Source organism: Citrobacter sp. RHBSTW-00887 (assembly GCF_013728095.1).
GTDB lineage: Bacteria > Pseudomonadota > Gammaproteobacteria > Enterobacterales > Enterobacteriaceae > Citrobacter > Citrobacter braakii.
Genome location: NZ_CP056267.1, coordinates 5,164,424 through 5,190,952 on the forward strand (window position 1 = coordinate 5,164,424; position 26,529 = coordinate 5,190,952).

The following is a 26,529-nucleotide window of genomic DNA, read 5'->3' on the forward strand; positions in this document are numbered from 1 at the left end:
TTAAAATTTATAGTGAATCTGGTCGGCCAGCCTGCTGACGAACCTGAGATAACAACGCACTCCAGTCCTGACGGCCTCGACCGTTCTCGCTGGCACGGGTGTAATAGGTTTCTGCTGCAATGCCCATATTGAGCGGCGCACCGGTCTGACTAGCGACATCGACGGCAATACGCAGGTCTTTCAACGCGAGGTCCACCATGAATGCCGGAGAAAGATCTCCTTTAAGTACCTTGCCAGGCCAGGTTGTCGTAAAGTGCCCCTTGCCTGCGGCAGTACCGCTCATGACCTTAATGGCCACATCAAGGCTCAAACCCAATGATTCGCAAAGTACAGCGGCTTCCGCTGACAAGGCGTTCAGCGCAATACTCATATAGTTATTGATGAGCTTTACACGGATCCCCATACCGGGACCGCCAGCTTCCACCAGTTCATTTCCCATACACATCAGCACAGGGCGAGCGCGTTCAACCTGTTCAGGCGTTCCACCAGCAAGAATCAGCAGCGTGCCGTCAATCGCGTTAACTGACGTTCTGCCCACGGGGGCATCCATCATGCTGATGCCTTTCCCTTTCATCTCATGAATCAACGCATCGGTCTGCAATGGATGAATCGTGGACATGTCAATAACCAATGCATTGGGGGACAGGCCTTCGCTGACGCCATCTTTACCCAGCAGAACTTGCCGAACGATGTCGCCATTTGGCAGCATAGTGATAATGAATTCAGCATCTTTAGCGGCTTCAGCAGGGGTTTGAGCAGCAGTCGCACCTTTTTGTACTAATTCATTGACTGCCTGTTGGTTTACGTCGAACACACGCAAAGCATGTCCCTTTTGCAATAGATTATTAGCCATTGGGCTGCCCATCTGGCCCAAGCCCAAAAATGCAACGGTTGTCATGAATGCTCTCCTGTCTCAGGTTGACAAAATAATTACAATTAAAAATTCGTTTTCGTCTGTTTTTGAGCATATTTGTAATTTATGACTAAAAACAAGACACATGTCACTAATTTGATCATTTATGTCATTAAAATGAACAAAAGAAGACAAGATCACACAGGAATAAACAAATATGACCAGAATTGCTTGTATTGGAATCACCGTTCAGGACCGTATTTATTCTTTAAACGACCTGCCCAATGGCGGGGGTAAATATCAATCTAATCAATACATTGAAACAGGTGGCGGCCCAGCCGCAACAGCGGCTGTCGCCATTGCCCGGCTCGGTATTGACGTTGATTTTATAGGTCGCGTAGGCGATGACAGTTGCGGGAATACTTTGCTTAACGAACTTCAGGTCTGGGGGGTTAATACCGAGTTTTGTCGGCAATACCCGAATTCCCGTTCATCTCAGTCCGCAATATTGGTCGATCAGCACGGAGAACGCATCATCGTGAACTATCCAAGCCCAGATCTTGGTACAGATGCTCAGTGGTTGGAGTCGATTGATTTTTCTCGATATGACATCGTTCTGGCCGATGTACGTTGGCATGAAGGGACGTTGAAATCCTTCGAGCTGGCACGTGCCGCAGGTGTCCCAACACTGCTGGATGCCGATATGACTCCACAAGACATAACCCCATTGGTAGCACTTGCCGACCATGCAGTTTTTTCAACCCCAGGTCTGAAGAGAATGACCGGGCAGAATGATGCACAACTGGCACTTAAACTGGCCTCTAAGCATACCAATGGTAAAGTGTACGTTACGCTTGGTAGTGAAGGATCACTATGGATTGAAAATGGGCAAACGTGCCAACAAACTGCATTTTCTGTCAATGTTGTGGATACAACTGGGGCAGGCGATGTTTTCCACGGTGCTATGGCGGCAGCTCTCGCAGAGAAAATGTCTACTGATCAAGCTATCCGTTTCGCAAGTGCTGTGGCGGCGATGAAATGCACTCAGGCAGGCGGACGAGCCGGAATTCCTAATCGTGCGCAAACCGAATCATTTTTGTCACTTTATGCGTAAAATAGCCGACAATTACGGGGAAGAGGTCCAGGAGTATTCATGAGCATCATTGAAGTCACCGGTAATCCGCGTCACGATCAACTTGTTCATTACATTTCAGAACGCGGCTATATGAATATTGAAGAGCTCGCACAATTGCTGGATGTTTCCACACAAACCGTGCGCCGAGATATTCGTAAGTTGAGTGAACAGGGTCTGATCACCCGACACCATGGTGGAGCCGGACGTGTATCCAGCATCATGAATACCGCCTTCGAACAGCGAGAGTTGTCCCTCATTCAGGAAAAAGAAGCGATAGCGGAGGCTGTTGCTGATTATCTTCCTGAACGCTGCACGGTTTTTATTACCATTGGTACTACGGTAGAAGCCGTCGCACGAGCTTTGCTGAACCGCCGGGACCTACGCATAATTACTAACAGTCTTCGCGTTGCGCAGATCTTATATAAGAATCAAGATCTTGAGGTCATGGTGCCCGGTGGAACGTTACGTGCTCATAATGGCGGTATTATTGGTCCAGGAGCAGTGAACTTTATTGAAGGATTCAGAGCCGACTATTTGATTACCAGTATTGGTGCCATTGAGGAAGACGGCACACTATTGGAATTTGACGTTAACGAAGCGCTTGTCGCCAAAACGATGATTAAGCATGCACGTAATACGCTGTTAGTTGCTGATCATACTAAGTTTACCGCCTCAGCCGCTGTATCCATCGGTAATATGCGCAAAATTCGGGCATTTTTTACCGATTCCCAACCACCAAATTCATTCAAGCAATTGCTTGATTTAGAAAATATTGAGCTAGTCATTGCAGAGCAGGAAACAACCTGATCTTTTAGATAAAAAAAGCCGCTGAAATCAGCGGCTTTTTTATGCTTACCTGAGAAAGAGCGTTAATTACTCTTCTTTCGCGCCACGCATTGCACGGCGACGATCGTTTTCAGTCAGGTGACGCTTACGGATACGGATAGAGGTTGGGGTAACTTCTACCAGTTCGTCGTCATCGATGAATTCCAGAGCCTGCTCCAGAGTCATCTTAACCGGCGGAACCAGAACCGTTGCTTCGTCAGTACCGGACGCACGCATGTTGGTCAGTTTCTTACCGGTCAGGCAGTTTACAGTCAGGTCGTTAGAGCGGCTGTGAATACCGATGATCTGGCCTTCGTAAACTTCAGCACCGTGACCCAGGAACAGCTTACCGCGGTCCTGCAGGCTGAACAGTGCGAACGCAACTGCTTTACCCTGGCCGTTGGAGATCAGTACGCCGTTCTGACGCTGACCCACATCACCCGCACGAACATCGTCGTAGTGGCTGAAGGTGGAGTACAGCAGACCGGTACCGGAGGTCATGGTCATGAATTCTGAACGGAAGCCGATCAGACCACGGCTTGGGATCACGTAGTCAAGACGTACGCGGCCTTTGCCATCTGGATTCATGTTTTTCAGGTCGCCTTTACGCTCACCCAGTGCCTGCATGACAGAACCCTGATGCTGCTCTTCTACGTCCAGCGTTACGTTTTCGAACGGCTCTTGTTTACGGCCGTCGATTTCGCGGAAGATTACTTTCGGACGGGAAACCGCCATTTCGAAACCTTCACGACGCATGTTCTCGATCAGAACAGACAGGTGAAGCTCACCACGACCGGATACACGGAACGCATCCGCATCTTCGGTTTCTTCGACGCGCAGCGCAACGTTGTGCACCAGCTCTTTGTTCAGGCGGTCAAGGATCTGACGAGAGGTAACATATTTACCTTCTTTACCACAGAACGGGGAGGTGTTTACGCAGAAGAACATGGTTACGGTCGGTTCATCAACGGACAGAGCCGGCAGCGCTTCGACGTTCTGCGGGTCGCAGATGGTGTCGGAGATGTTCAGTTCGCCCAGACCGGTGATCGCGATGATATCGCCCGCTTCGGCAATATCACTCTCGATACGTTCCAGACCCAGATGGGTCAGAACTTTACCGACTTTACCGTTACGGGTTTTGCCTTCGCTATCAATGATAGTGATCTGCTGGTTCGGTTTAACTTTACCGCGTTTGATACGGCCGATGCCGATTACGCCAACGTAGTTGTTGTAGTCCAGCTGAGAGATTTGCATCTGCAGCGGGCCATCAAGGTCTACGCTTGGAGCCGGAACACGATCAACGATGGTCTGATACAGCGGAGTCATGTCTTCAGCCATATCTTCGTGATCCAGACCTGCGATACCGTTCAGCGCGGAAGCGTAAACGATCGGGAAGTCCAGCTGCTCGTCGGTAGCGTCGAGGTTAACGAACAGGTCAAATACCTGATCAACAACCCAGTCAGGACGCGCGCCAGGGCGGTCAACTTTGTTGATAACAACAATTGGCTTCAGGCCATGGGCAAAGGCTTTTTTGGTCACGAAGCGCGTCTGCGGCATCGGACCATCCATTGCATCCACCACCAGCAGCACGGAGTCGACCATGGACATTACACGTTCAACTTCACCACCGAAGTCGGCGTGCCCTGGGGTATCAACGATGTTGATACGGTAGTCATTCCATTTGATAGCGGTGTTTTTAGCGAGGATGGTAATCCCACGCTCTTTCTCCAAATCGTTGGAGTCCATCACGCGCTCTTGGGTTTCAGCACGTGCATCGAACGTACCGGATTGTTGGAGCAGCTTGTCTACCAGGGTCGTTTTACCATGGTCTACGTGCGCGATGATGGCGATGTTACGCAAATTTTCGATCACAACTTTGCCTCAGGCATTTTAGAAATAGCGCGTTATTGTACACGGATTAATCGCAGTACAAAACAGGATCACAAACATCCTCCGCAAACAAGTATTGCAGAGTTTCTTTGTGATCACATTCACGGAGCGTTAAAAGGGGTAATCTGACATGCTTTGCACCATTATGGTGCTTAATGTTCACATTAAAGCACTATAATGGTGCAATACAACCTTCATGGTGCAGCCCCTTTGCACGATAGTGCGCATGATAACGCCTTTTAGGGGCAATTTAAAAGTTGGCACAGATTTCGCTTTATATTTTTTACGGCGACACGGCCAATTTTTTGCAGAATTGAAGACTTCGTTACCACGACGACCATGACCAATCCGGGAGAGTAAGTATGTCCGCTGAACACGTTTTGACGATGCTGAACGAACACGAAGTGAAGTTTGTTGATTTACGCTTCACTGATACCAAAGGTAAAGAACAGCACGTCACTATTCCTGCTCATCAGGTAAATGCCGAATTCTTTGAAGAAGGCAAAATGTTTGACGGCTCCTCAATCGGTGGCTGGAAAGGCATTAACGAATCAGACATGGTTCTGATGCCAGATGCGTCTACTGCACTTATCGACCCGTTCTATGAAGAGTCCACCCTGATCATCCGTTGCGATATCCTGGAACCAGGTACGCTGCAGGGCTACGACCGCGACCCGCGCTCCATCGCTAAACGCGCTGAAGAGTATCTGCGTTCTACCGGCATCGCAGACACCGTTCTGTTCGGGCCTGAGCCAGAGTTTTTCCTGTTTGACGACATCCGTTTCGGCGCGTCCATTTCCGGTTCCCACGTGGCTATCGATGACATCGAAGGCGCATGGAACTCCTCCACCAAATACGAAGGCGGTAACAAAGGTCACCGTCCTGGCGTGAAAGGCGGTTACTTCCCGGTTCCTCCAGTAGATTCTTCTCAGGACATCCGTTCTACCATGTGTCTGATCATGGAAGAAATGGGCCTGGTTGTTGAAGCGCATCACCACGAAGTGGCGACCGCAGGTCAGAACGAAATCGCGACCCGCTTTAACACCATGACCAAAAAAGCGGACGAAATTCAGATCTACAAATATGTGGTTCACAACGTCGCTCACCGTTTCGGTAAAACCGCGACCTTTATGCCAAAACCTATGTTTGGCGATAACGGTTCCGGTATGCACTGCCACATGTCTCTGTCCAAGAACGGCGTAAACCTGTTCTCTGGCGACAAATATGCGGGTCTGTCTGAGCAGGCGCTGTTCTACATCGGCGGCGTAATCAAACACGCTAAAGCGATCAACGCCCTGGCTAACCCAACCACCAACTCTTACAAGCGTCTGGTCCCAGGCTACGAAGCGCCGGTAATGCTGGCTTACTCTGCCCGTAACCGTTCTGCTTCTATCCGTATTCCGGTAGTGGCTTCTCCGAAAGCGCGTCGTATCGAAGTGCGTTTCCCGGACCCGGCTGCTAACCCGTACCTGTGCTTCGCAGCACTGCTGATGGCGGGCCTTGACGGTATTAAGAACAAGATCCACCCGGGCGAAGCCATGGACAAAAACCTGTACGACCTGCCGCCGGAAGAAGCGAAAGAGATCCCACAGGTTGCTGGTTCTCTGGAAGAAGCACTGAAAGAACTGGATCTGGACCGTGAGTTCCTGACTGCAGGCGGCGTGTTCACCAATGAAGCGATCGATGCGTACATTACGCTGCGTCGCGAAGAAGATGACCGCGTGCGTATGACTCCGCACCCGGTAGAGTTTGAGCTGTACTACAGCGTTTAATTAGTACCAATACTCCGTAGATTTCTTGTTGCGACCCACGCGGCTGTAGCAAGAAAAATATAGAGTCTTTAAGTTGCCGTGGAACTTTTAGCCCATCCCAGGATGGGCTTTTTTCTCCACTAACAACCTGCTTCCTCGCGCTTTTTTGATGTAAAAAGTTATAATGCACTAAATTGGTGCAACACTTTTCAGGAGACTGCTGAATGGCAACCGGCACGCTGCCCGATGCTGGGCAGATCCTCAATTCTTTAATCAACAGCATCTTACTCGTCGACGATGAGCTGGCGGTACATTACGCCAACCCGGCGGCACAACAGCTGCTCGCCCAAAGCTCCCGCAAACTGTTTGGTACCCCACTTCCCGATCTGTTGAGTTATTTCTCCTTAAACATCGGGCTGATGCGAGAGAGCCTGGAAGCAGGCCAGGGCTTTACGGATAACGAAGTGACACTGGTGATAGATAGCCACTCACACATCCTCTCTGTGACCGCTCAGAGGCTGCCTGATGGCCTTATCCTGCTGGAGATGGCGCCAATGGATAACCAGCGCCGTCTGAGCCAAGAACAGCTCCAGCACGCCCAGCAGATTGCTGCCCGCGATCTGGTGCGCGGCCTGGCGCACGAAATTAAAAACCCGCTGGGTGGATTACGCGGCGCGGCGCAACTACTCAGTAAAGCGCTTCCGGACCCGGCGCTGACCGAATATACCAAAGTCATTATTGAGCAGGCCGACCGCCTGCGTAATCTGGTCGACCGTCTGCTGGGACCACAACAGCCGGGAATGCACGTCACGGAAAGTATTCACAAAGTGGCGGAGCGCGTGGTGGCGCTGGTCTCGATGGAGCTGCCGGAAAACGTCACGCTGATTCGTGATTACGACCCGAGTCTGCCTGAATTACTGCACGACCCGGACCAGATCGAGCAGGTTTTGCTGAACATCGTGCGCAATGCTTTGCAGGCGCTGGGGCCGGAAGGCGGCGAGATTATTCTGCGTACCCGCACCGCGTTTCAGCTCACGCTGCACGGTATGCGTTATCGTCTGGCGGCGCGGATTGATGTTGAGGATAACGGCCCGGGAATTCCCTCGCATTTGCAGGACACGCTGTTCTACCCAATGGTCAGCGGTCGCGAAGGCGGTACCGGCCTTGGATTATCTATCGCCCGTAATTTGATTGATCAACATTCCGGCAAAATTGAATTTACCAGTTGGCCGGGTCATACCGAGTTCTCGGTTTACCTGCCTATCAGGAAATAAAGGTGACGTTTATGCAACGAGGAATAGTCTGGGTAGTTGATGACGATAGTTCCATCCGTTGGGTGCTTGAACGTGCGCTCGCAGGGGCAGGACTAAGCTGCACTACATTTGAGAGTGGTAAAGAGGTACTGGACGCGCTGGCCAGCAAAACGCCGGACGTACTGCTGTCGGATATCCGTATGCCGGGCATGGACGGCCTGACGCTGTTAAAACAGATCAAACAGCGGCATCCGATGCTTCCGGTCATCATAATGACCGCACACTCCGATCTGGATGCTGCCGTCAGCGCCTACCAGCAAGGGGCGTTTGATTATCTGCCCAAACCTTTTGATATTGATGAAGCCGTGGCGCTGGTCGAACGCGCCATCAGCCATTATCAGGAACAGCAGCAGCCGCGTAATATTCAAATCAACGGCCCAACAACCGACATCATCGGCGAAGCACCGGCAATGCAAGACGTCTTTCGCATTATTGGTCGCCTGTCCCGTTCTTCAATCAGCGTATTGATTAACGGAGAGTCCGGGACCGGTAAAGAGCTGGTCGCCCATGCGTTGCACCGTCATAGTCCGCGCGTCAAAGCACCGTTTATCGCGCTGAACATGGCTGCTATTCCGAAAGATTTGATCGAGTCTGAGCTGTTTGGCCATGAAAAAGGGGCGTTTACCGGGGCGAATACGATTCGTCAGGGGCGCTTTGAACAGGCAGACGGCGGCACGCTGTTCCTCGATGAAATTGGCGATATGCCGCTGGACGTGCAGACACGTTTATTGCGCGTATTAGCCGATGGACAGTTTTACCGCGTTGGCGGTTATGCGCCTGTGAAGGTGGACGTACGTATTATCGCCGCCACGCACCAGAACCTGGAACTGCGGGTGCAGGAAGGCAAATTCCGTGAGGACTTATTCCATCGCCTGAACGTCATCCGGGTGCATCTGCCGCCACTGCGCGAACGTCGGGAAGATATCCCACGCCTGGCGCGTCATTTCCTGCAGGAGGCCGCCCGCGAACTGGGAGTAGAAGCCAAGCAATTACACACTGAAACCGAGGCGGCGCTCACCCGTCTGTCATGGCCGGGAAACGTGCGTCAGCTTGAGAATACCTGTCGCTGGTTAACCGTAATGGCCGCCGGACAGGAAGTACTCATTCAGGACTTACCGACCGAACTGTTTGAAACCACCGTGCCTGACGCACCGTCCCATATGCAGCCAGACAGCTGGGCAACCCTGTTGGCACAGTGGGCGGATCGGGCATTACGTTCCGGTCATCAAAACCTGCTTTCAGAGGCTCAACCGGAGATGGAGCGCACGCTGCTGACTACCGCGCTACGTCATACCCAGGGGCATAAACAGGAAGCGGCACGGCTGCTCGGTTGGGGCCGTAATACCTTGACGCGAAAGTTAAAAGAACTCGGAATGGAGTGACGATCGGTCACTGTGTAAAGATTGATAATTGAGCGCAAATTGCTGCTATTTTGCGCTTTACTGTTCCGATGAGTTAAGTATGATCGTGCCCGGCAAACGGGGGGAAGTAATCATGCTGGAATCAATGATAAATCTGCTATCGAGCGGTGCGGTCGAAAGCCATACGCCACAAACTGCGGTTGCCGCCGTGCTGTGTGCGGCGCTGGTTGGGCTGTTCAGCTAGCGGGTTTGTCGGGTGGCGCTTCGCTTACCCGACCTACGTATTGAGATTTCGTAGGCCCGGTAAGCGAAGCGCCACCGGGCAACCCGGCTAAATAACGCGCGAGAACTGCTGCAAACGCGCTTTCTGGCGCAGATATGCATCGAAGCACATGCAAATATTACGAATCAGCAGACGCCCCTTCGACGTAACCTGAATCCCCTTCTCATCCACATCCACCAGCCCATCTTTCGCCAGCGGCGCCAGCAGTTTCAGGTCTTCGGCAAAATAGTCAGCGAAGTTCAGATCCCATTGTTGTTCCACGGCGGCATAGTCGAGGCGGAAATTGCAGATCAGGAGCTTAATAACATCCCGACGAATGCAGTCGTCGCGGGTCAGGGCAATTCCGCGCCACAGCGCATTCCCCTGCTCGTCTACCTGCTGGTAATAGTGCTTCAGCTCTTTCTGATTCTGCGCGTAGTTGTCGCCAATCATACTGATGGCCGATACGCCCATCCCCAGCAGATCGGTATCCCCCTGGGTGGTATAGCCCTGGAAATTGCGATGCAAAACGCCCTCGCGTTGAGCAATGGCCAGTTCGTCATCCGGGCGGGCAAAGTGATCCATGCCAATGAACTGATAGCCAGTTTCGGTCAGTGAAGAGATGGTCTCCTGCAGGATATCCAGCTTCTGCTGCGCGCTGGGCAGGTCAGCATATTTAATCTTGCGCTGGGCAGCAAACAGCGTCGGCAGGTGCGCGTAGTTAAAGACGCTCAGACGGTCTGGATTCAGCTCAGCCACGCGTTTCAGGGTAAAGGCGAAGCTCTCTGGCGTCTGTTTTGGCAGGCCATAAATCAGATCGATATTCGTTGAGGTAAAGCCAATCTCCCGCGCATGATTCAGCAGCGCAAAGATAAACTCCTCATCCTGCTCACGGTTCACCAGGCGCTGGACTTCTTTGTTGAAGTCCTGCACTCCCATGCTCAAACGGTTAAAACCTTCAGCGCGTAAATGATCAAGGACATCCAGCTCGATTTCACGCGGATCCACTTCGATCGAGATTTCGGCATCGTCGTTAAAGTTGAAATTGCCACGCAGCAGTGACATCAAACGGCTGATTTGCGCTTTATTCAGATACGTTGGCGTGCCGCCGCCCCAGTGCAGCTGGCTGACATGGCGTCCGGCGAACAGCGGTGCGCGATGGATAATTTCTTGTTCCAGGGCATCGAGATATTGATCTGCTTTATGCTGCTGGCGAGTCACAATCTTGTTGCAGCCACAGAAGTAGCACAGTTTGTGGCAGAACGGGATGTGAACGTACAGCGAGAGCGGACGCTCAGGATAACGCGCCACGGCCTTTAGAAATGCTTCTGTGCCGTAGTCTTCAGAAAACTCCAGCGCGGTCGGGTACGAGGTATATCGTGGCCCGGAATAATTATATTTCTGGATCAGGGCCAGGTCCCAGTCTATTAACTGCTCTGACATGCTCACTCCTTCCGATGGCGTCTCTGGCGGGTACGGCGTACCGGCTTAACCCCAGTGCGGGTGATAAGCCGGTTGCGCAGCCACTTCTGTCGCCGCGACAACCGCTGTAGTTTAACGAATAACCACACCAGATAACATATAACCGGAAGGGTTATAAGCAGGACGGGAAGACCCACGGTGTAAAACCGTTAGTTGCCGCCTTTCAGCAGACGCATCATGTCTTCCTGCTTTTCTTCCTCTTCTTCCTCGTCATCGTAAGAAAGACCCAGCTTTTGCATCAGCTCATCGATGCGGTCCAGCTTGGCATCAACCCAGGTCTGATCTTCCGCACTCAGGGTTTCTCCTGCTTCAAGACGCTCCAGCAGCGCATCCAGGCGCTCATCCGTTTCCAGTAAATCCAACTCAGCCTGTGGTGAAAGCATAGGTTTCTCACTCTTCGGTTTGTGCTGTTTGGTGACTTTTTCGGTCACGCCCAATGGAATGGGGTTTTTGCTGCCAATACGAGGATCTTTTTGCTTATTTTGGTTTCCGCCACCAGATGCGCCTTCGCTACCGGACGCACGGCTACCCGCCGCATGACCACGGTGTTTTTTCTGGCGCTTACGGTCGCGAGCTTCCTGATTAATTTCTTCGCGTGTTTTACGACGCGCTTTTGCAGGACCTTTACCGCGTGGTGTAGAAGTTGGTTTCATCATGATTCGTCTTTGGCTGTTTTATTCAGTATATAATTGCGCCGGAATCTAGCAGAAATAAAGAAAAAAGGCGACAGAGTAATCTGTCGCCTTTTTTCCTGACTCTCAACCCTTACGGGCTCTACAATCCTTGTTGGCTATCAACACGCCCTGTTTTTCCCTTAGCCTGAAACATTCCGTGTTGTTTCCATTTCCTTTTACTAACGTCTCCAGACGTTTGTCTCCCTGACAATCCTGTGTCTTCGCCTCCTGGCGCTCCTGACCCTCATCCTGAGTCGACTATCCTGTCAGCTTCCTCGCTATGGGCGCTACTTTACCGCTTTGGCTTAAACGTACAAGTAACCTGGGTAACAATTTCGGACTTTAAGAATAGTGCCTTATCTTAACTATATGATTTATTTTAGTTACGTCATTTTTTACTCTGTCATCTCGTATAGAAACTATCGGCAATGTCTCACAAAGTGCGAGGTTTTTACTTACATAGCCTACGCGTCGAAAAACCAGCCTTTTGCTGGGGTTCAGGTATAATCGCTGCAAAGCCCTGATTGATGGAGAGGACTGCTTTGACTAACTTGAATTATCAACAGACGCACTTTGTGATGAGTGCGCCTGATATTCGCCACTTACCTTCCGATACCGGTATCGAAGTGGCTTTTGCTGGCCGTTCCAACGCAGGCAAATCCAGTGCGCTAAATACCCTGACGAATCAAAAGAGTCTGGCGCGTACATCTAAAACGCCGGGTCGTACTCAGCTCATCAACTTGTTTGAAGTCGTTGACGGCAAACGCCTGGTCGATTTGCCAGGATACGGTTATGCCGAAGTTCCGGAAGAGATGAAGCGCAAATGGCAGCGCGCGCTGGCTGAATATCTGGAAAAACGTCAGAGCCTGCAAGGTCTGGTGGTATTGATGGATATTCGTCACCCACTAAAAGACCTCGATCAGCAGATGATCCTGTGGGCGGTTGAGAGCAACGTTCAGGTTCTGGTACTGCTGACTAAAGCAGACAAGCTGGCCAGCGGTGCGCGCAAAGCCCAGTTGAATATGGTACGTGAAGCCGTACTGGCATTTAACGGTGATGTACAGGTAGAAGCATTTTCATCACTGAAAAAACTGGGCGTGGACAAACTTCGGCAGAAGCTGGATAGCTGGTTTAGTGAACTGGCGCCGATTGAAGAGATGCAGGACGGGGAGTAACCCACCGATATGCCGGATAGCGCCGCTGCGCGTCTTATCCGGCCTACAGCCTGTACGAAACTTTTCTTTCGCACAATAAAAAACGCCCCAGTCATTACTGACTGGGGCGGCTAAAATATTCAGCCAAATCCGATTACGTGAAGTAAAAGGTCTGAAAGATAGAACATCTTACCTCTGTACCCTACGTGAATAACTTTACTCTTTTTTGAGCAGCTCAGAAAGCACTTTTTGTAATTTTTTTTCATTCCTTACATAGGGAATTCTAATGGACATCACAAAAAGTTCTATCTTATGTTGCTTAGTTACGAAAAAGGGGCGTTATTCAGTAAACCCTTAGTGCGCCTGATCCCAGTTTTCGCCACTACCGACTTCCACCAGCAACGGCACATCAATCTGGGTCTCGTTTTCCATCAGTTGATGGATCTTTTTAGAGACGCTTTCGAGGTCATCTTTATGCACTTCAAACACCAGTTCATCGTGTACCTGCATGATCATGCGCACACGTGGTTGCTCGGTTTGCAGCCACCCGTCCACCGCAATCATGGCGCGTTTGATAATGTCTGCGGCAGTACCCTGCATCGGGGCGTTAATTGCCGCGCGCTCTGCACCAGCGCGACGAGCGCCATTACTGGATTTAATATCCGGTAAATAGAGACGACGCCCTTCCAGCGTTTCGACATAACCTTGCTCTTTTGCCTGTGCACGGGTGCGTTCCATATATTCCAGCACGCCAGGGTAGCGTTCGAAGTAGAGGTCCATGTACTTCTGTGCTTCTTTACGTGGAATATTCAACTGGCGCGCCAAACCAAAGGCACTCATCCCGTAGATCAGACCGAAGTTGATGGCTTTCGCGCTGCGGCGTTGTTCACCAGTCACAGAATCCAGCGGTAAGCCGAAGACTTCCGCAGCCGTTGCGCGGTGAATATCTTTCCCTTCGGCAAATGCGGTAAGCAGACCTTTATCACGCGAGAGATGCGCCATGATACGCAGCTCAATCTGTGAGTAGTCGGCGGAGACAATCACGTAGTCTTCTGGCGCAATAAACGCCTGACGAATACGACGACCTTCGTCATTACGTACCGGGATGTTCTGCAGGTTTGGATCCGTGGATGACAAGCGCCCGGTAGCGGTCACCGCCTGGTGATAGGAGGTGTGAACGCGCCCGGTTTTCTTGTTAATCATCAACGGAAGCTTATCCGTATAGGTCGACTTCAGTTTTGCTAAGCCGCGATATTCCAGGATCACTTTCGGCAATGGGTAATCGAGCGCGAGCTCTTCCAGTACCTCTTCCGACGTTGATGGCGCGCCGCCAGGGGTTTTCTTCAGCGGCTTAATACCCTGCTTTTCAAACAGGATAGTTTGCAGTTGCTTGGTGGAAGAGAGGTTAAACGCTTCTCCGGCGATCTCGTGCGCTTTTTGCTCCAGCTCGTTCAAACGCAGCGTCAGCTCTTCTGAATGTTTGTGCAGAACAGCCGGATCGATTTTCACACCGTTGCGCTCAACGCGAGACAAAACAGGAACCAGCGGCATATCGATATTTTCAAAGACGTTCAGCGGTCCTTTATGCTGCTGCAATTCTGGCCACATTTTGAGATGGAGCTGTAGCGTAACGTCGGCGTCTTCCGCAGCGTAACGTCCGGCTTCTTCCAGCGCTATCTGGTTAAAGGTCAGCTGGTTTTTGCCCTTTCCGGCGATCTCTTCAAAGGTGATGGTTTTATGTTTCAGCCAGCGGTCCGACAGGCTGTCCATATCGTGTCGGCCAGCGACGCTGTTAAGAATGTAGGATTCGAGCATGGTGTCAAAGGTGATACCACGCAGTTCGATGCCATAGTTCGCCAGGATACCGCGATCATACTTCAGGTTTTGCCAGACTTTATGCGCGTTCTCATCTTCCAGCAGCGGCTTCAGCAATGCCAGCGCGCGGTCGCGAGCGATCTGATCGGGGGCGTCCAGGTAATCGTGGGCAACAGGAACATATGCAGCCACACCCGGTTCAATGGCAAAAGACAGGCCAACCAGATTCGCAGAGATGTTGTCCAGGCTGTCAGTTTCAGTATCGAAGGCAAAGACAGGCGCTTTTTTCAGCTTCGCAATCCACTCTTCCAGCGTCGCTTCATCCAGAATTGTCACATAGTTATCATACGAGAGAACCGTGGCCGGCCCCTCAGGCGTTTCATCGACGGCGATAGTTTCCTGTGGTTTTGCCGCCGGCTTCGTTCCTTTCGCCTGTAGCCATTTACCCGCTTCAACGTCAGTAACCCAACGCTTGAATTCGTACTGTTTAAACAGGCCAAGCAGTTCATCCGCTGCCGGCTGACGTACTTCCAACTGCTCGCAGGTCAACTCCAGTTCAACATCCGTTTTAATGGTAGCTAATTGATAAGAGAGGTACGCTACCTCTTTATTCTGCTCAAGCTTGCCCGCCATAGTTTTCGCACCACGGAAAGTCAGCCCCGCGATTTTGTCTGATTCAGCATAGAGGGTATCCAGCCCCCCCAGCCCCTGCAGCAGAGCCTGCGCGGTTTTTTCACCTACGCCAGGAACGCCAGGGATGTTATCTGAGGAATCCCCCATCAGCGCCAGGAAATCGATGATCAGTTCTGGTGGAACACCATATTTATTCACCACTTCATCCGGGCCGAGGATCGTATTGGTCATGGTGTTGATCAGGGTGATATTCGGCGTCACCAACTGAGCCATATCTTTATCACCGGTACTAATCAGCACCGGACGACCCACCTTCTCTGCTTCTCGCGCCAGCGTACCGATGACATCGTCTGCTTCCACGCCCGAAACGGCCAGCAGTGGCAACCCCATCGCTTTTACCATCGCATGCAGAGGCTCAATCTGCGCACGCAGATCGTCCGGCATGGGTGGGCGGTGTGACTTGTAGTGTTCGAATAACTCATCACGGAAGGTTTTACCCTTAGCGTCGAATACCACCGCAGCATGGGTCGGCTGATATTGCAGAATCAAGCTACGCAGCATGTTGAGGACACCATACATCGCGCCAGTAGGTTCTCCTGCACTGTTGGTCAGCGGCGGGAACGCATGGTATGCGCGATACAGGTAAGAGGAGCCATCTACAAGGATAAGTGGGTTTTCTGGGATCTGAACCATAATGTCCGTGCCTGTTTATCAGATTATGGGTAAAGGATGCCACAGACAGGATGAAAACATGAGTTTTTCGCCGCATTTGTCGAAAAACTTTTGTAGATCTTCTGCTTTGCTCGCAAAGAAGACTGTGGATAACTTTGTGAATAAATAATTTTCAGCTCTTTAAATATAGCAATAAAATTAACACATCATTTATTTTGTACATATATTTCAGAAGCTTAAATAAATGCGTAGCATTTTATTCCATTTATACAGCTTATATCCTGATGTGGATAGATATTCCCTTTTTTTCTATTCAGGGAAGATCCATCATTTGGTTCGTTTTCTGATAAAATCAGCCCCTTGCGCCTCTTTAGCGCACTATCTATGGCTAACCTTTTGAATAATTTAATTATGACGAGAATACTCGCTGCGATAACGCTGTTGCTGAGTATCGTATTGACCATATTGGTCACGATTTTTTGTTCTGTGCCGATCATCCTTGCCGGAGTTGTAAAACTCCTTTTGCCCGTTTCCGTTGTCTGGCGCAAGGTTTCTGTCTTCTGTAATTTCATGATGTACTGCTGGTGTGAAGGTCTGGCGCTACTGCTACACCTCAATCTGCGACTGAAGTGGGATGTCGAGGGACTGGAAGGTCTTAGCAAGAAAAACTGGTATCTGCTCATTTGTAACCATTACAGCTGGGCTGACATCGTTGTGCTTTGCGTGCTGTTCCGTAAGCACATCCCAATGAATAAATATTTCCTCAAGCAACAACTGGCCTGGGTGCCCTTTATTGGCCTGGCCTGCTGGGCGCTGGATATGCCGTTTATGAAACGCTATTCGCGAGGCTACCTGCTCCGTCATCCAGAACGGCGCGGTAAAGATGTCGAAACAACGCGTCGTTCCTGCGAGAAGTTTCGCGTACACCCGACAACTATTGTGAATTTTGTCGAAGGTTCACGCTTTACCAAAGAGAAATGTGAGCAAACCCGCTCTCCTTATCAAAACTTGCTCCCTCCAAAGGCGGCCGGTATTGCGATGGCATTGAACGTACTGGGGTCGCAGTTCGATAAAATGTTGAACGTCACGTTGTGCTATCCGGAAAACAGCAGCCGACCGTTCTACGATATGCTGAGCGGTAAGCTAACGCGTATTGTCGTGCGGGTGAATCTCGAGCCAATTCATGAAGAGTTGCACGGTGATTACGTGAACGATAAGGGATTCAAGCGTCGGTTTCAGCTATGGCTTAATACGCTGTGGAGTGAGAAAGATGCGCAGCTGGACGCGATTAAAGCCTCAAATAAAAAAGCCGGTCAGCACAAGTGACCGGCTTTTGCTTTTACTTCTGACCAACCAGATACTTCACGGTATCCGCATACTGTTGTACAAAGATATCCATGCTGCTGGTATCCATGCCCTGCGGATTTACCTGATATTTGCCATTCACGAACATTGCCGGAACGCCCTGCAGCTGTAAATCAGCCGCCGCTTTTTCCTGCTGCGCCACGAGTGATTTCACCACGAAGCTGTTCCATGCCGCATCATAGTCTTCACCTTTAATACCCGCGTCGACAAACACTTTACGGATATCAGCTACAGACTGAACGGTCTGGGTTTTCTGAACACCTTCAAACAACGGAACGGTTACTTGATCTTCAACGCCCAGCGCCATAGCAACGGCCCAAGCTTGCGTCAGATCTTTGCCCAAAGGCCCCAGAAACTCGACGTGGTACTTGGTCATCTTGGTGCCTTCAGGCAGTTTTTTCTTCACGTTATCAGAGACGTGAAGAACTTCTTCAAACTGATAGCAGTGCGGGCAGTAGAAGGAGAAGAACTCCAACACTTGCGGTTCACCCGCAACAGGCTTTTCCAGAGTGATGTATTGTTTGCCATCCTGGAACTGCGCTGCAGATGCGCTAAAAGCTAAAACCATACCAGCCAGCGCCAGCCATAATTTTTTCATGTTCAAATTTCTCCGATTAATACATTGGCGTTAATTGTAAGGGGGGCTCTTGCAGAATTTTTGCCTGCTCAATAAAGGTCGCGGTCTGACGATGCCAGTAATCTTCCCCGGTTAACCACGGGAAGTTTTTTGGAAACGCAGGGTCAGCCCAACGTCGAATTAGCCAGGCAAGATAATAAACTAAACGCATAGCGCGTAAAGGTTCTATCAGTCCGATTTCAGAGGTGTCGAACTCACTAAACTCTTCATAAGCCTCGATAATGGTTTCAAGCTGCATGCGTTGTTCAGCTTTATCGCCATTGAGGAGCATCCATAAATCCTGAACAGCGGGGCCATTGCGGGCATCATCTAAATCGACAAACATCGGACCATCGCGCCACAGAATATTACCGGCATGACAATCACCGTGCAGACGTAACGTGGTAAAACGTGCATGCCAGCGTTCGGTAACGACCGCGATAAGCGCATCCGTTGCCTTCAGGAAAGCCGCTTTTTGCCCTGATGGGATCAACTGTGCGTGTTCAAAAAGCTTACGCGGCTCAGTCAGGTATTCTTCAAGACCAATCGTCGGGCGAAAGGCAAAAGTACGCTTGCATCCGGTCTGATGCATACGCCCCAGATAGCGCCCCACCGCCTCCATCTGATCAATATTGTCGGCCTCAAACTGCCGCCCGCCGACGCTGGGGAAGATCGCATAATGGAAACCCTGATGGCTTAACAGCGTTTGGCCGCTTAGTACCAGCGGAGCAGCTACCGGGACTTCATCGCTTACCAGTTCCAGAGCAAACTGGTGCTCTTCCTGGATCTGCTCGACAGACCAACGTTCAGGGCGATAAAACTTAACGACAAAGCGTCGACGGTCTTCGTCCTGGAATTGATAGACACGGTTTTCATAGCTGTTAAGCGGGGTAAGCCCGGAGTCCACCCGGATCCCCTGCTCAAACAGTGCATCCATGATGGTATCCGGGTGTAGCGTCTGGAAATTAAAAGCGTTGTCGTTCATCCCATCATCCGGAAAATACTACGAATGATTCAGGATATCATTTCGCAGCGCTTTCGGTGGTGGCGATTACAAGCTTTTACTCTTTAATTACGCCACGTGCGCGGAGTAGTGCGGTTTTAAAATCTTCTTCATAATCTTTCTGAATACCTGGGATGACGGCGTCTTTCGCCGAGTCACGCATTTTCAGGTGATAGATCAGAATGTCATCAGTTAAATCCGCCAGTTCGCCGTCAAAACCTGACTCTTGCGCCAGTTTCTGTAAAAATTGCATCAGGTTAAGATCGGGTTCCTTCTGCCAGGCCGGCTGGAGGAGTTCAATAACTTCATTCAGACGTTTACATTTCATGGTTGTGCTCCTTAGGCTCAATACAGATACGTTAGCAGGGTCAATCCCACATTAAAAGAGGCGATATCAGTGATTCTGGATAGTGCAATAACAGGGGTTGTGCTGGCAGGCGGTAAGGCCAGACGGATGGGCGGAACCGATAAAGGTCTGCTTGAGCTGGACGGTAAACCTCTTTGGCGGCATGTGGCCGATACCCTCGCTTTACAGGTCGAAACCGTGGTGGTTAATGCCAATCGCCACCGGGATATTTACCAACAAAGCGGCCTGAAAGTTATCCCTGATTCATTGGCCGATTTCCCTGGCCCACTGGCCGGGATGCTATCGGTATTCCTGCAGCAAGCGGGGGAGTGGTTTCTGTTCTGCCCGTGCGATATGCCCTATATTCCTCACGATCTGGTCAAACGTTTGAAGGAACAGCGCAAAGCTGCACCGGTTGTCTGGGTGCATGATGGGGAAAGAGATCATCCGACCATTGCGCTAATGCACCGCACCATGCAACCCTTGCTACAGGATTATCTTCAGTCCGGTGAAAGACGCGTCATGGTCTTTATGCGCCAGGCTGGCGGTCATGCTGTCGATTTCAGCGATCATAAAGATGCGTTCGTGAACGTGAACACCCCTGAAGAACTTACAAAATGGCAGGACAAATCATGATCCCATTACTCGCTATAGCAGCATGGAGCGGAACAGGAAAAACTACGCTGCTTAAAAAATTGATCCCGGAGCTACGTGCCAGAGGCATTCGTCCCGGATTGATTAAGCATACTCATCACAATATGGATGTTGATAAGCCCGGCAAAGATAGCTATGAGCTACGCAAAGCCGGTGCAGCACAAACCCTGGTCGCCAGCCAGCAGCGCTGGGCATTAATGGTAGAGACCCCGGAAGAGCCCGAACTGGATTTAGCGTACCTGGTAAGCAGGATGGATGCTTCTACATTGGATATGGTGTTGGTTGAAGGCTTTAAGCATGAACCTGTTGCTAAGATCGTTCTTTTTCGCGACGGTTGCGGGCACAGTCCAGAGGACCTGGCGTTAGACAACTATGTTATCGCGGTTGCCAGTGATATTCCGCTTGCGGTGGATGTTCCATTGTTAGATATCAACGATATACAGCAAGTTGCCGATTTTGTTACGCAATGGATAAGAAGATAGCTGCTGTGTCGTGATACGCTTTTGTAGCCCGGATCAGGCGGGAGGTCACCTCCGGCAGTTTTCATTCCCTGCAGACGCAAAAAAGCCCATCCGGCAGGATGGGCTTCTTCACTTATTTGATGCCTGGCAGTTCCCTACTCTCGCATGGGGAGACCCCACACTACCATCGGCGCTACGGCGTTTCACTTCTGAGTTCGGCATGGGGTCAGGTGGGACCACCGCGCTACAGCCACCAGGCAAATTCTGTCTATCAACACACTTTTCGCATGTCGATGTAATCTGTAATCAAGCTGAATTTCGATGTCTCATCCGCCAAAACATCTTCGGCGTTGTAAGGTTAAGCCTCACGGTTCATTAGTATCGGTTAGCTCAACGTATCGCTACGCTTACACACCCGACCTATCAACGTCGTCGTCTTCAACGTTCCTTCAGGACCCTTAAAGGGTCAGGGAGAACTCATCTCGGGGCAAGTTTCGTGCTTAGATGCTTTCAGCACTTATCTCTTCCGCATTTAGCTACCGGGCAATGCCATTGGCATGACAACCCGAACACCAGTGATGCGTCCACTCCGGTCCTCTCGTACTAGGAGCAGCCCCCCTCAATTCTCCAGCGCCCACGGCAGATAGGGACCGAACTGTCTCACGACGTTCTAAACCCAGCTCGCGTACCACTTTAAATGGCGAACAGCCATACCCTTGGGACCTACTTCAGCCCCAGGATGTGATGAGCCGACATCGAGGTGCCAAACACCGCCGTCGATATGAACTCTTGGGCGGTATCAGCCTGTTATCCCCGGAGTACCTTTTATCCGTTGAGCGATGGCCCTTCCATTCAGAACCACCGGATCACTAAGACCTGCTTTCGCACCTGCTCGAGCCGTCACTCTCGCAGTCAAGCTAGCTTATGCCTTTGCACTAACCTCCTGATGTCCGACCAGGATTAGCTAACCTTCGTGCTCCTCCGTTACTCTTTAGGAGGAGACCGCCCCAGTCAAACTACCCACCAGACACTGTCCGCAACCCGGATTACGGGTCTACGTTAGAACACCAGCCATTAAAGGGTGGTATTTCAAGGTTGGCTCCATGCAGACTGGCGTCCACACTTCAAAGCCTCCCACCTATCCTACACATCAAGGACCAGTGTTCAGTGTCAAGCTATAGTAAAGGTTCACGGGGTCTTTCCGTCTTGCCGCGGGTACACTGCATCTTCACAGCGAGTTCAATTTCACTGAGTCTCGGGTGGAGACAGCCTGGCCATCATTACGCCATTCGTGCAGGTCGGAACTTACCCGACAAGGAATTTCGCTACCTTAGGACCGTTATAGTTACGGCCGCCGTTTACCGGGGCTTCGATCAAGAGCTTCTCCTTACGGATAACCCCATCAATTAACCTTCCGGCACCGGGCAGGCGTCACACCGTATACGTCCACTTTCGTGTTTGCACAGTGCTGTGTTTTTAATAAACAGTTGCAGCCAGCTGGTATCTTCGACTGATTTCAGCTCCATGAGTAAATCACTTCACCTACATATCAGCGTGCCTTCTCCCGAAGTTACGGCACCATTTTGCCTAGTTCCTTCACCCGAGTTCTCTCAAGCGCCTTGGTATTCTCTACCTGACCACCTGTGTCGGTTTGGGGTACGATTTTGTGTTACCTGATGCTTAGAGGCTTTTCCTGGAAGCAGGGCATTTGTTACTTCAGCACCGTAGTGCCTCGTCATCACACCTCAGCGTTAACAAGACTCCGGATTTACCTGGAATCTCCGCCTACATGCTTAAACCGGGACAACCGTCGCCCGGCTAACATAGCCTTCTCCGTCCCCCCTTCGCAGTAACACCAAGTACAGGAATATTAACCTGTTTCCCATCGACTACGCCTTTCGGCCTCGCCTTAGGGGTCGACTCACCCTGCCCCGATTAACGTTGGACAGGAACCCTTGGTCTTCCGGCGTGCGGGTTTTTCACCCGCATTATCGTTACTTATGTCAGCATTCGCACTTCTGATACCTCCAGCATGCCTCACAGCACACCTTCAACGGCTTACAGAACGCTCCCCTACCCAACAACACATAGTGTCGCTGCCGCAGCTTCGGTGCATGGTTTAGCCCCGTTACATCTTCCGCGCAGGCCGACTCGACCAGTGAGCTATTACGCTTTCTTTAAATGATGGCTGCTTCTAAGCCAACATCCTGGCTGTCTGTGCCTTCCCACATCGTTTCCCACTTAACCATGACTTTGGGACCTTAGCTGGCGGTCTGGGTTGTTTCCCTCTTCACGACGGACGTTAGCACCCGCCGTGTGTCTCCCGTGATAACATTCTTCGGTATTCGCAGTTTGCATCGGGTTGGTAAGTCGGGATGACCCCCTAGCCGAAACAGTGCTCTACCCCCGAAGATGAATTCACGAGGCGCTACCTAAATAGCTTTCGGGGAGAACCAGCTATCTCCCGGTTTGATTGGCCTTTCACCCCCAGCCACAAGTCATCCGCTAATTTTTCAACATTAGTCGGTTCGGTCCTCCAGTTAGTGTTACCCAACCTTCAACCTGCCCATGGCTAGATCACCGGGTTTCGGGTCTATACCCTGCAACTTAACGCCCAGTTAAGACTCGGTTTCCCTTCGGCTCCCCTATTCGGTTAACCTTGCTACAGAATATAAGTCGCTGACCCATTATACAAAAGGTACGCAGTCACCCCATAAAGAGGCTCCCACTGCTTGTACGTACACGGTTTCAGGTTCTTTTTCACTCCCCTCGCCGGGGTTCTTTTCGCCTTTCCCTCACGGTACTGGTTCACTATCGGTCAGTCAGGAGTATTTAGCCTTGGAGGATGGTCCCCCCATATTCAGACAGGATACCACGTGTCCCGCCCTACTCTTCGAGTTCACAACACATGCACTTTTGTGTACGGGGCTGTCACCCTGTATCGCCGGACTTTCCAGACCGTTCCACTACCACACATGCTGATTCAGACTCTGGGCTGCTCCCCGTTCGCTCGCCGCTACTGGGGGAATCTCGGTTGATTTCTTTTCCTCGGGGTACTTAGATGTTTCAGTTCCCCCGGTTCGCTTCATTACGCTATGTATTCACGTAATGATAGTGTGACGAATCACACTGGGTTTCCCCATTCGGAAATCGCCGGTTATAACGGTTCATATCACCTTACCGACGCTTATCGCAGATTAGCACGTCCTTCATCGCCTCTGACTGCCAGGGCATCCACCGTGTACGCTTAGTCGCTTAACCTCACAACCCGAAGATGTTTCGTAAAACACTTCAGCATTGCGAAAATTTGAGAGACTCGAACACACCGCTTTTCATTTCTTGTTTACGGAGAAATGAAACAGTGTGTCGTTTCAATTTTCAGCTTGATCCAGATTTTTAAAGAGCAAAACTTCGCAGTGAACCTTTTCAGGTACACTCTGAAGTTTTCTTGTGTTTTTGCAGTAAAGGATGGTGGAGCTATGCGGGATCGAACCGCAGACCTCCTGCGTGCAAGGCAGGCGCTCTCCCAGCTGAGCTATAACCCCATCGTAAATGCTAATCTCTGTACCCTAATTCGTTTCCGGGCAAGGCGCGGTGGTGCGAAGCATACTGAAGTATGCGAGCATCGCCGTAACACAGCACGGATGCGAATTTGGTAGGCCTGAGTGGACTTGAACCACCGACCTCACCCTTATCAGGGGTGCGCTCTAACCACCTGAGCTACAAGCCTGCAGAGATTTTCTTACTGCTAATTTTCATCAGACAATCTGTGTGAGCACTACAAAGAACGTTTCTTTAAGGTAAGGAGGTGATCCAACCGCAGGTTCCCCTACGGTTACCTTGTTACGACTTCACCCCAGTCATGAATCACAAAGTGGTAAGCGCCCTCCCGAAGGTTAAGCTACCTACTTCTTTTGCAACCCACTCCCATGGTGTGACGGGCGGTGTGTACAAGGCCCGGGAACGTATTCACCGTGGCATTCTGATCCACGATTACTAGCGATTCCGACTTCATGGAGTCGAGTTGCAGACTCCAATCCGGACTACGACATACTTTATGAGGTCCGCTTGCTCTCGCGAGGTCGCTTCTCTTTGTATATGCCATTGTAGCACGTGTGTAGCCCTACTCGTAAGGGCCATGATGACTTGACGTCATCCCCACCTTCCTCCAGTTTATCACTGGCAGTCTCCTTTGAGTTCCCGACCGAATCGCTGGCAACAAAGGATAAGGGTTGCGCTCGTTGCGGGACTTAACCCAACATTTCACAACACGAGCTGACGACAGCCATGCAGCACCTGTCTCACGGTTCCCGAAGGCACCAAGGCATCTCTGCCAAGTTCCGTGGATGTCAAGAGTAGGTAAGGTTCTTCGCGTTGCATCGAATTAAACCACATGCTCCACCGCTTGTGCGGGCCCCCGTCAATTCATTTGAGTTTTAACCTTGCGGCCGTACTCCCCAGGCGGTCGACTTAACGCGTTAGCTCCGGAAGCCACGCCTCAAGGGCACAACCTCCAAGTCGACATCGTTTACGGCGTGGACTACCAGGGTATCTAATCCTGTTTGCTCCCCACGCTTTCGCACCTGAGCGTCAGTCTTTGTCCAGGGGGCCGCCTTCGCCACCGGTATTCCTCCAGATCTCTACGCATTTCACCGCTACACCTGGAATTCTACCCCCCTCTACAAGACTCTAGCCTGCCAGTTTCGGATGCAGTTCCCAGGTTGAGCCCGGGGATTTCACATCCGACTTGACAGACCGCCTGCGTGCGCTTTACGCCCAGTAATTCCGATTAACGCTTGCACCCTCCGTATTACCGCGGCTGCTGGCACGGAGTTAGCCGGTGCTTCTTCTGCGAGTAACGTCAATTGCTGCGGTTATTAACCACAACACCTTCCTCCTCGCTGAAAGTACTTTACAACCCGAAGGCCTTCTTCATACACGCGGCATGGCTGCATCAGGCTTGCGCCCATTGTGCAATATTCCCCACTGCTGCCTCCCGTAGGAGTCTGGACCGTGTCTCAGTTCCAGTGTGGCTGGTCATCCTCTCAGACCAGCTAGGGATCGTCGCCTAGGTGAGCCGTTACCCCACCTACTAGCTAATCCCATCTGGGCACATCCGATGGCAAGAGGCCCGAAGGTCCCCCTCTTTGGTCTTGCGACGTTATGCGGTATTAGCTACCGTTTCCAGTAGTTATCCCCCTCCATCGGGCAGTTTCCCAGACATTACTCACCCGTCCGCCACTCGTCACCCAAGGAGCAAGCTCCTCTGTGCTACCGTTCGACTTGCATGTGTTAGGCCTGCCGCCAGCGTTCAATCTGAGCCATGATCAAACTCTTCAATTTAAGTTTGATGCTCGTGAATTAAACTTCGTAATGAATTACGTGTTCACTCAGAGACTTGGTATTCATTTTTCGTCTTGCGACGTTAAGAATCCGTATCTTCGAGTGCCCACACAGATTGTCTGATAAATTGTTAAAGAGCAGTTGCGACGCGCTTTAGCGCTCTGTCGCGAGGTCCCGTATATTACGTTTTCCTCATTCAGAGTCAAGCATTTATTTTTGCTTTTCTCTGCGAGATTCTCAGTGGAACCCCGCTGACCCGGCGGCGTGTAATCCGTTGTTCCGTGTCAGTGGAGGCGCATTATAGGGAGTTATTTCAGGCTGACAAGGGGAAATTTAAAATAATCTTCCGAGTGCGTATTTTTTATTCTTTGTGCTTATTTTGACAACGTTTTGTGGGTTAATTGGGCGATTTCCCGCGCGAAATCCGCGACCTGTTCCCAATCGGTATACACCACTTCTTTATTGGTATCTGTTTCACCGCCTGACATCTTCATTATCAGTTGGATCATAACGCGGTCATACCAGCGATAGCGGGGATACAGCAAAGCGCCAGCAATAACCGCACTGCGATCAGGCCGCCACGGCGAACTCATCAGGAACTTACGCGCATAGCTGTTAGTTTGCGGCGTGCGTTTCTCCGGTTTACGGGCAACCAGGTTTACGGAGTAGAAGGCACTCGGCATCGCGTTCAGCCGCGTGGCATGCTTTTTCACAAACTCCTGAAAAGCTGCATGGTAATGACCATAGCGAATCGAGGCGCCAATCACCACGCTGTCATAATTTTGCCAGTCAGGCTCCGCGGTACGATGCAAATTAACGACATCCGCCCAAACGCCCAGCTCTTTGAGTTCAGAAGCCAGATACTCGGCGATTTCACGCGTTTGTCCGTCCCGGGAAGAAAAAAGAATCAGTGTTTTCACG

21 protein-coding genes, 2 tRNA genes, 3 rRNA genes and 1 pseudogene are annotated in these 26,529 nt (G+C 51.0%); 10 read left to right on the forward strand and 17 right to left on the reverse strand.

All coding sequences use genetic code 11. The features are described from left to right. Window positions 1-7: 7 nt before the first annotated feature. Window positions 8-898 carry a sulfolactaldehyde 3-reductase gene (gene yihU / locus HV314_RS24655; RefSeq protein WP_047357794.1) on the reverse strand — a complete coding sequence of 297 codons (891 nt, stop codon included), beginning with the start codon at window positions 896-898 and terminating at the stop codon, window positions 8-10. A 172-nt stretch (window positions 899-1,070) separates the two neighbouring features. On the opposite strand from yihU, the gene HV314_RS24660 reads away from it, so the two are divergent. Together HV314_RS24660 and HV314_RS24665 are read left to right on the forward strand one after the other, a co-directional pair. Next, on the forward strand, window positions 1,071-1,967 hold the full coding sequence (locus HV314_RS24660) for a sugar kinase (protein ID WP_181546945.1): 897 nt from the start codon (window positions 1,071-1,073) through the stop codon (window positions 1,965-1,967). Window positions 1,968-2,006: 39 nt separating this feature from the next. Next, window positions 2,007-2,795: a DeoR/GlpR family DNA-binding transcription regulator gene (locus HV314_RS24665; RefSeq protein ID WP_053388928.1), complete on the forward strand. Its 789-nt coding sequence runs from the start codon at window positions 2,007-2,009 to the stop codon at window positions 2,793-2,795. Between the two features lie 66 nt (window positions 2,796-2,861). On the opposite strand, the gene typA is transcribed toward HV314_RS24665, so the two are convergent. Then, the gene (gene typA / locus HV314_RS24670; RefSeq protein ID WP_008786988.1) at window positions 2,862-4,685 is read right to left on the reverse strand and encodes a ribosome-dependent GTPase TypA; all 1,824 of its coding nucleotides are present in this window, start codon (window positions 4,683-4,685) and stop codon (window positions 2,862-2,864) included. 380 nt (window positions 4,686-5,065) lie between these two features. Between typA and glnA the strand changes: the two genes are divergently transcribed. The 4 genes from glnA (at window position 5,066) to HV314_RS24690 (ending at window position 9,372) form a co-directional block, all read left to right on the forward strand. Continuing rightward, complete coding sequence (gene glnA, locus HV314_RS24675; protein ID WP_003028638.1) at window positions 5,066-6,475, forward strand: glutamate--ammonia ligase; 1,410 nt, start codon at window positions 5,066-5,068, stop codon at window positions 6,473-6,475. Between the two features lie 203 nt (window positions 6,476-6,678). Continuing rightward, entirely contained in the window at window positions 6,679-7,728 is a 1,050-nt protein-coding gene (glnL, locus tag HV314_RS24680; RefSeq protein ID WP_016155163.1) for a nitrogen regulation protein NR(II), read from the forward strand. Window positions 7,729-7,739: 11 nt separating this feature from the next. Beyond that, window positions 7,740-9,149 carry a nitrogen regulation protein NR(I) gene (gene glnG / locus HV314_RS24685; protein ID WP_047357802.1) on the forward strand — a complete coding sequence of 470 codons (1,410 nt, stop codon included), beginning with the start codon at window positions 7,740-7,742 and terminating at the stop codon, window positions 9,147-9,149. 112 nt (window positions 9,150-9,261) lie between these two features. Further along, window positions 9,262-9,372 carry a YshB family small membrane protein gene (locus HV314_RS24690; RefSeq protein ID WP_003028631.1) on the forward strand — a complete coding sequence of 37 codons (111 nt, stop codon included), beginning with the start codon at window positions 9,262-9,264 and terminating at the stop codon, window positions 9,370-9,372. 87 nt (window positions 9,373-9,459) lie between these two features. Here the strand turns inward: HV314_RS24690 and hemN are convergent, their stop codons facing one another. The 3 genes and pseudogenes from hemN to HV314_RS24705 all read right to left on the reverse strand — a co-directional run bounded on the left by hemN (window position 9,460) and on the right by HV314_RS24705 (window position 11,879). Continuing rightward, window positions 9,460-10,833: an oxygen-independent coproporphyrinogen III oxidase gene (gene hemN / locus HV314_RS24695; RefSeq protein WP_181546947.1), complete on the reverse strand. Its 1,374-nt coding sequence runs from the start codon at window positions 10,831-10,833 to the stop codon at window positions 9,460-9,462. 188 nt (window positions 10,834-11,021) lie between these two features. Continuing rightward, window positions 11,022-11,525, reverse strand: coding sequence for a Der GTPase-activating protein YihI (gene yihI / locus HV314_RS24700; protein ID WP_049259775.1), 504 nt, complete (start codon window positions 11,523-11,525; stop codon window positions 11,022-11,024). A gap of 105 nt (window positions 11,526-11,630) precedes the next feature. Then, window positions 11,631-11,879: pseudogene (locus HV314_RS24705) on the reverse strand (hypothetical protein). A gap of 209 nt (window positions 11,880-12,088) precedes the next feature. On the opposite strand from HV314_RS24705, the gene yihA reads away from it, so the two are divergent. Then, window positions 12,089-12,721, forward strand: coding sequence for a ribosome biogenesis GTP-binding protein YihA/YsxC (gene yihA / locus HV314_RS24710; protein WP_005121851.1), 633 nt, complete (start codon window positions 12,089-12,091; stop codon window positions 12,719-12,721). A gap of 119 nt (window positions 12,722-12,840) precedes the next feature. On the opposite strand, the gene HV314_RS27710 is transcribed toward yihA, so the two are convergent. From HV314_RS27710 to HV314_RS27475, 3 genes are all read right to left on the reverse strand, one after another. Further along, window positions 12,841-12,888 (reverse strand): spot 42 RNA, inhibition of DNA synthesis, encoded by a 48-nt coding sequence (locus tag HV314_RS27710; RefSeq protein WP_071892919.1) that lies wholly within the window; start codon window positions 12,886-12,888, stop codon window positions 12,841-12,843. Window positions 12,889-13,054: 166 nt separating this feature from the next. Then, entirely contained in the window at window positions 13,055-15,841 is a 2,787-nt protein-coding gene (gene polA / locus HV314_RS24715; protein WP_181546949.1) for a DNA polymerase I, read from the reverse strand. 215 nt (window positions 15,842-16,056) lie between these two features. Further along, window positions 16,057-16,392: a hypothetical protein gene (locus tag HV314_RS27475; RefSeq protein WP_239006939.1), complete on the reverse strand. Its 336-nt coding sequence runs from the start codon at window positions 16,390-16,392 to the stop codon at window positions 16,057-16,059. Between HV314_RS27475 and HV314_RS24720 the strand changes: the two genes are divergently transcribed. Further along, window positions 16,286-17,146: an acyltransferase gene (locus HV314_RS24720; protein ID WP_239008179.1), complete on the forward strand. Its 861-nt coding sequence runs from the start codon at window positions 16,286-16,288 to the stop codon at window positions 17,144-17,146. The two genes, HV314_RS27475 and HV314_RS24720, sit on opposite strands and share 107 nt — an antisense overlap. 13 nt (window positions 17,147-17,159) lie before the next feature. On the opposite strand, the gene dsbA is transcribed toward HV314_RS24720, so the two are convergent. From dsbA to HV314_RS24735, 3 genes are all read right to left on the reverse strand, one after another. Next, the gene (gene dsbA, locus HV314_RS24725; protein ID WP_016155156.1) at window positions 17,160-17,783 is read right to left on the reverse strand and encodes a thiol:disulfide interchange protein DsbA; all 624 of its coding nucleotides are present in this window, start codon (window positions 17,781-17,783) and stop codon (window positions 17,160-17,162) included. Window positions 17,784-17,799: 16 nt separating this feature from the next. After that, window positions 17,800-18,786 (reverse strand): serine/threonine protein kinase, encoded by a 987-nt coding sequence (locus HV314_RS24730; RefSeq protein WP_016155155.1) that lies wholly within the window; start codon window positions 18,784-18,786, stop codon window positions 17,800-17,802. 76 nt (window positions 18,787-18,862) lie between these two features. Continuing rightward, entirely contained in the window at window positions 18,863-19,132 is a 270-nt protein-coding gene (locus HV314_RS24735; RefSeq protein ID WP_003028616.1) for a YihD family protein, read from the reverse strand. A gap of 126 nt (window positions 19,133-19,258) precedes the next feature. Here HV314_RS24735 and mobA point away from each other — a divergent pair, with 126 nt between their 5' ends. Both mobA and mobB read left to right on the forward strand, forming a co-directional pair. After that, window positions 19,259-19,786 carry a molybdenum cofactor guanylyltransferase MobA gene (gene mobA, locus HV314_RS24740; RefSeq protein WP_239006937.1) on the forward strand — a complete coding sequence of 176 codons (528 nt, stop codon included), beginning with the start codon at window positions 19,259-19,261 and terminating at the stop codon, window positions 19,784-19,786. Next, a complete protein-coding gene (gene mobB / locus HV314_RS24745) occupies window positions 19,768-20,286 on the forward strand; it encodes a molybdopterin-guanine dinucleotide biosynthesis protein MobB (RefSeq protein ID WP_029139699.1) in 519 nt (172 codons plus the stop codon). The genes mobA and mobB overlap by 19 nt, the downstream gene beginning before the upstream one ends. Before the next feature lie 121 nt (window positions 20,287-20,407). On the opposite strand, the gene rrf is transcribed toward mobB, so the two are convergent. The 6 genes from rrf to hemG all read right to left on the reverse strand — a co-directional run bounded on the left by rrf (window position 20,408) and on the right by hemG (window position 26,528). Then, a 5S ribosomal RNA gene (gene rrf, locus HV314_RS24750) occupies window positions 20,408-20,523 on the reverse strand. A 96-nt stretch (window positions 20,524-20,619) separates the two neighbouring features. Next, window positions 20,620-23,526 (reverse strand): 23S ribosomal RNA (locus HV314_RS24755). Window positions 23,527-23,734: 208 nt separating this feature from the next. Continuing rightward, a tRNA-Ala gene (locus tag HV314_RS24760) sits at window positions 23,735-23,810 on the reverse strand. A 108-nt stretch (window positions 23,811-23,918) separates the two neighbouring features. After that, window positions 23,919-23,995, reverse strand: a tRNA-Ile gene (locus HV314_RS24765). A 71-nt stretch (window positions 23,996-24,066) separates the two neighbouring features. Then, window positions 24,067-25,608 (reverse strand): 16S ribosomal RNA (locus tag HV314_RS24770). Together the 16S, 23S and 5S rRNA genes with 2 tRNA genes alongside form the textbook arrangement of a ribosomal RNA operon. A gap of 374 nt (window positions 25,609-25,982) precedes the next feature. Then, window positions 25,983-26,528 carry a menaquinone-dependent protoporphyrinogen IX dehydrogenase gene (gene hemG, locus HV314_RS24775; protein ID WP_016155152.1) on the reverse strand — a complete coding sequence of 182 codons (546 nt, stop codon included), beginning with the start codon at window positions 26,526-26,528 and terminating at the stop codon, window positions 25,983-25,985. Window position 26,529: the final 1 nt, after the last annotated feature.

Coding starts and splice junctions, on each gene's coding strand:
- HV314_RS24730 (WP_016155155.1), bottom strand. CDS start 18,786: ATGAACGACAACGCTTTTAATTTCCAGACGCTACACCCGGATACCATC.
- hemN (WP_181546947.1), bottom strand. CDS start 10,833: ATGTCAGAGCAGTTAATAGACTGGGACCTGGCCCTGATCCAGAAATAT.
- HV314_RS27475 (WP_239006939.1), bottom strand. CDS start 16,392: ATGAAATTACAGAAGACAGAAACCTTGCGCCAGACAACGGAAACGGGC.
- HV314_RS24660 (WP_181546945.1), top strand. CDS start 1,071: ATGACCAGAATTGCTTGTATTGGAATCACCGTTCAGGACCGTATTTAT.
- HV314_RS24665 (WP_053388928.1), top strand. CDS start 2,007: ATGAGCATCATTGAAGTCACCGGTAATCCGCGTCACGATCAACTTGTT.
- HV314_RS24735 (WP_003028616.1), bottom strand. CDS start 19,132: ATGAAATGTAAACGTCTGAATGAAGTTATTGAACTCCTCCAGCCGGCC.
- glnG (WP_047357802.1), top strand. CDS start 7,740: ATGCAACGAGGAATAGTCTGGGTAGTTGATGACGATAGTTCCATCCGT.
- glnA (WP_003028638.1), top strand. CDS start 5,066: ATGTCCGCTGAACACGTTTTGACGATGCTGAACGAACACGAAGTGAAG.
- HV314_RS24690 (WP_003028631.1), top strand. CDS start 9,262: ATGCTGGAATCAATGATAAATCTGCTATCGAGCGGTGCGGTCGAAAGC.
- mobB (WP_029139699.1), top strand. CDS start 19,768: ATGGCAGGACAAATCATGATCCCATTACTCGCTATAGCAGCATGGAGC.
- mobA (WP_239006937.1), top strand. CDS start 19,259: ATGGGCGGAACCGATAAAGGTCTGCTTGAGCTGGACGGTAAACCTCTT.
- polA (WP_181546949.1), bottom strand. CDS start 15,841: ATGGTTCAGATCCCAGAAAACCCACTTATCCTTGTAGATGGCTCCTCT.
- glnL (WP_016155163.1), top strand. CDS start 6,679: ATGGCAACCGGCACGCTGCCCGATGCTGGGCAGATCCTCAATTCTTTA.
- yihU (WP_047357794.1), bottom strand. CDS start 898: ATGACAACCGTTGCATTTTTGGGCTTGGGCCAGATGGGCAGCCCAATG.
- dsbA (WP_016155156.1), bottom strand. CDS start 17,783: ATGAAAAAATTATGGCTGGCGCTGGCTGGTATGGTTTTAGCTTTTAGC.
- yihI (WP_049259775.1), bottom strand. CDS start 11,525: ATGAAACCAACTTCTACACCACGCGGTAAAGGTCCTGCAAAAGCGCGT.